This is a genomic window from Dietzia sp. CW19, assembly GCF_014145265.1.
In the GTDB taxonomy this organism is placed as follows: Bacteria; Actinomycetota; Actinomycetes; order Mycobacteriales; family Mycobacteriaceae; genus Dietzia; species Dietzia natronolimnaea.
This window is the reverse complement of record NZ_JAALEE010000309.1, coordinates 1-3360: the sequence shown is the minus strand read 5'-3', so window position 1 is coordinate 3360 and position 3360 is coordinate 1. Positions and strand designations below refer to the sequence as shown.

Genomic DNA, 3360 nt, shown 5'->3' with positions numbered 1-3360 from the left:
ACCCCGGACCCGGGTGCCGACGGGTACACGGCCCGGGTCACCCGCGTGGTCCAGCGGGGCGAGGAGACGGTCAGCACCGACACCGTGTCGTCCACCTATGCGCCCCGGGTCCGGATCGAGTGCAGGGTGGAGAGTCCGGCACCCGCGGACGAGCCGCCCGGCCCGGTCGCGCCGCCGCCGGTGCCGGACGACGCGATACGGATCCCGGGTCTGCCGGAGTTCCGGATACCGGTCCTGCCCGGCAACTGACCAGTCCCGCCGCACCGCACAGCACCGCCGCGGATCCGGTGATGCACCCGAAATGCACGGATCCCCGGGGGTCGTGCGGCGTGTCGGGACCGAACACGATGCACAACCCCCGGGGAACGCGGGGCGTGGTCAGCGGTGGATCAGAACGCGGCCTCGTCCAGCTCCATGAGCTCGCTGCCGAGGCCGGCGACGATCCCGCGGGTGGCGGTGATCAGCGGGAGCTCGTTGTTCGCGAACCACTTGGCGGCGGCGATCTTGCCGTTGTAGAAGCCCTTGTCGGCGTCCGACGCACCGTCCAGTGCCCCGAGGGCGACCTTTGCGCCGACGAGCAGTCGCCAGCCCATCATGAGGTCGCCGAACGCCATGAGCAGACGGACCGAGGCCAGACCGATGGTGTAGAGGTGCTTGGGATCCTCCTGCGAGGCGAGGAGGTGGTCGAAGCAGGTGCCGACCATCGCCTCGACGTCGGCGAGCGCGGTGGCCAGGACCTCGCGCTCGGCGGCCAGCTCCGCGGGCCCGTCGGCCTCGAGGAACTTCTTGATCTGCGCCGAGACGTGGCCGATGGCGGTGCCGCGGTCGCGGGCGATCTTCCGGAAGAAGAAGTCCTGCGCCTGGATCGCGGTGGTGCCCTCGTACAGGGAGTCGATCTTGGCGTCGCGGATGTACTGCTCGATCGGGTAGTCCTGCAGGAAGCCCGACCCGCCGAAGGTCTGAAGCGACTCGGTGAGCAGCTCGTACGCCCGCTCGGACCCGACACCCTTGACGATCGGCAGGAGCAGGTCGTTGACGCGGTGGGCGAGCTCGCCGTCGGCACCGGAGACGCGCTGGGCGATCTCGACGTCCTGATGGGCGGCGGTGTACATGTACACCGCGCGCAGGCCCTCGGCGAACGCCTTCTGGCGGATGAGCGCCCGGCGCACGTCCGGGTGGTGGGTGATGGTCACGCGGGGGGCGTTCTTGTCGGCCATCTCGACCATGTCGCCACCCTGGACGCGCTCCTTGGCGAACTCCAGGGCGTTGAGGTAGCCGGTCGACAGGGTGGAGATGGCTTTGGTGCCGACCATCATCCGGGCGTGCTCGATCACGTCGAACATCTGCCGGATGCCCAGGTTGAGCTCGCCGTCACCGACGATCCAGCCCTTGGCCGGGACCCCGTGGCCGCCGAAGGTCAGCTCGCACGTGGTGGAGACCTTGATGCCCATCTTGTGCTCGACGCCGGTGACGAACACGCCGTTGCGCTCGCCCAGCTCGCCGGTCTCGAAGTCGAAGTGGATCTTGGGGACGAAGAACAGCGACAGTCCCTTGGTGCCCGGGCCCGCGCCCTCGGGGCGGGCCAGGACCAGGTGGAAGATGTTCTCGAACATGTCGTCCGAGTCGGCCGAGGTGATGAACCGCTTGACGCCCTCGATGTGCCAGCTGCCGTCGTCCTGCTTGACCGCCTTCGTGCGGCCGGAACCGACATCGGAGCCGGCGTCGGGCTCGGTGAGGACCATGGTCGCTCCCCAGCCGCGCTCGACGCAGGTGGCGGCCCACTGCTTCTGCTCCTCGGTGCCGTTCTCGTAGAGGACGGCGGCGAAGGCGGGGCCGGCACCGTACATGAACGCCGCCGGGTTGGCCCCGAGCATCATCTCGCCGGTGGCCCACACCATCGCGCGGGGGGCCGGCATCCCGCCGAGCTCCTCCGGCAGTCCCATCGACCAGTAGCCGGCGTCGTACCAGGCGCGGAACGACTTCTTGAAGTCCTCGGGCAGGGAGACCGAGTGGGTCTCGGGGTCGAAGACCGGCGGGTTGCGGTCGGCCGACGAGAAGGACTCGGCGACCGGGCCCTCGGTGAGGGTCGCGACCTCGGAGAGGATGCCCCGGGCGGTCTCGGTGTCCATGTCGCCGAACTCGCCGGCGTCGAGTGCCTCGTTCATGCGCAGGACCTCGAACATGTTGAACTCGAGATCGCGGACGTTGCTCTTGTAGTGACCCATTACGGTCTTCTCCGATCGGAGTGCGGTGTCGTGGCAATGGAGGTGGCCGCGCGGGTCGGCACTGGTGTCCATGGGCGCACCGGAACCTACCCGTCGGTAACAAGACAGATGTTAGTGCGTCGTCAGCGATCCGTCCAAGGTGAGGAAAGACTCTTATTTCGCAGGTGGGCGGCGCGCGGCCGATCGGGCCGCATCGAGCAGGATCGATTTCTCGGCCCGCGCCACGGTCCGCCGGGTGATCTCCGCGTAGTCCGGTGTGACCGACACCGACGTCACGCCTTTGCGGACGAGGTGTTCGGCCATCGCCGGGTCGGTCGAGGCGGCCTGCCCGCACAGCGAGACCGTGAGTCCCGATTCATGGCAACGGTCGATGATCTGGTCGATGAACGCCAGAACCGCCGGGTCCATCGAGTCGAAGAGCTCCGCGCAGACCTCGGAGTCGCGGTCCACCCCGAGCGTCAGCTGGGTGAGGTCGTTGGACCCGATCGAGACCCCGTCGATGCCCATCGCGGCGTACTCGGGGATCCAGTGGACGACCGACGGGACCTCGGCCATGATCCATCGCTTGAGTCCCTTGTCCCGGCCGATCGGGTGGGCGTCGATGATGTCCAGGCAGGCCCGGAGCTCCCACCCGGTGCGGACGAACGGGATCATCAGGTGCAGGTTGCCGTGCTTCTGCCGCACCCGGGCCAACGCGTCCAGCTCCAGTCGGAACAGGTCCGGTTCCTGCGTGTAGCGGAAGCACCCGCGGTAGCCGATCATCGGGTTGCGCTCCTCGGCCTCGACCTCGCCGCCGAGCAGGCCACGGAACTCGTTGGAACGCAGGTCCGTGGCGCGGTAGACCACCGGTCGGGGGTCGAAGGCCGCGGCGATCGTGCTGATGCCGGAGGCCATCCGTCCCACGTACTCCTCCGCCCTGCCCTCGGCGATGAGCGTGCGCGGGTGGACGCCGTCCAGCGCGCTGGTGATGAGGAACTCCGCGCGCAACAGGCCCACGCCATCGACGTCCATCGCGGCGACCCGGGCCGCGGCGTCGGGGGTCGCGAGGTTGACGTACACCGCGGTCGCGGTGACCTCGCGGGTCCTCACCTCGGGCGCCCGACCCGCGTCGGCGGGAGCCTGTTCGGCGGCGGCC

Annotated in this window: 2 protein-coding genes and 1 pseudogene; 1 reads left to right on the top strand and 2 read right to left on the bottom strand. The window is 69.2% G+C overall.

Going from position 1 to position 3360, the window contains the following annotated elements; genetic code table 11:
• Positions 1-249 (top strand): annotated as a pseudogene (locus tag G6021_RS09785) (hypothetical protein); the annotation flags it as partial.
• 140 nt (positions 250-389) lie between these two features.
• On the opposite strand, the gene G6021_RS09780 reads toward G6021_RS09785, so the two are convergent.
• Both G6021_RS09780 and G6021_RS09775 read right to left on the bottom strand, forming a co-directional pair.
• Positions 390-2225, bottom strand: a complete 1836-nt coding sequence (locus tag G6021_RS09780) for an acyl-CoA dehydrogenase (protein WP_182641178.1) — start codon at positions 2223-2225, stop codon at positions 390-392.
• 153 nt (positions 2226-2378) lie between these two features.
• The coding region (locus tag G6021_RS09775) for a putative PEP-binding protein (protein WP_347238944.1) at positions 2379-3360 on the bottom strand (982 nt) is incomplete at its 5' end.

Coding starts and splice junctions, on each gene's coding strand:
- G6021_RS09780 (WP_182641178.1), bottom strand. CDS start 2,225: ATGGGTCACTACAAGAGCAACGTCCGCGATCTCGAGTTCAACATGTTC.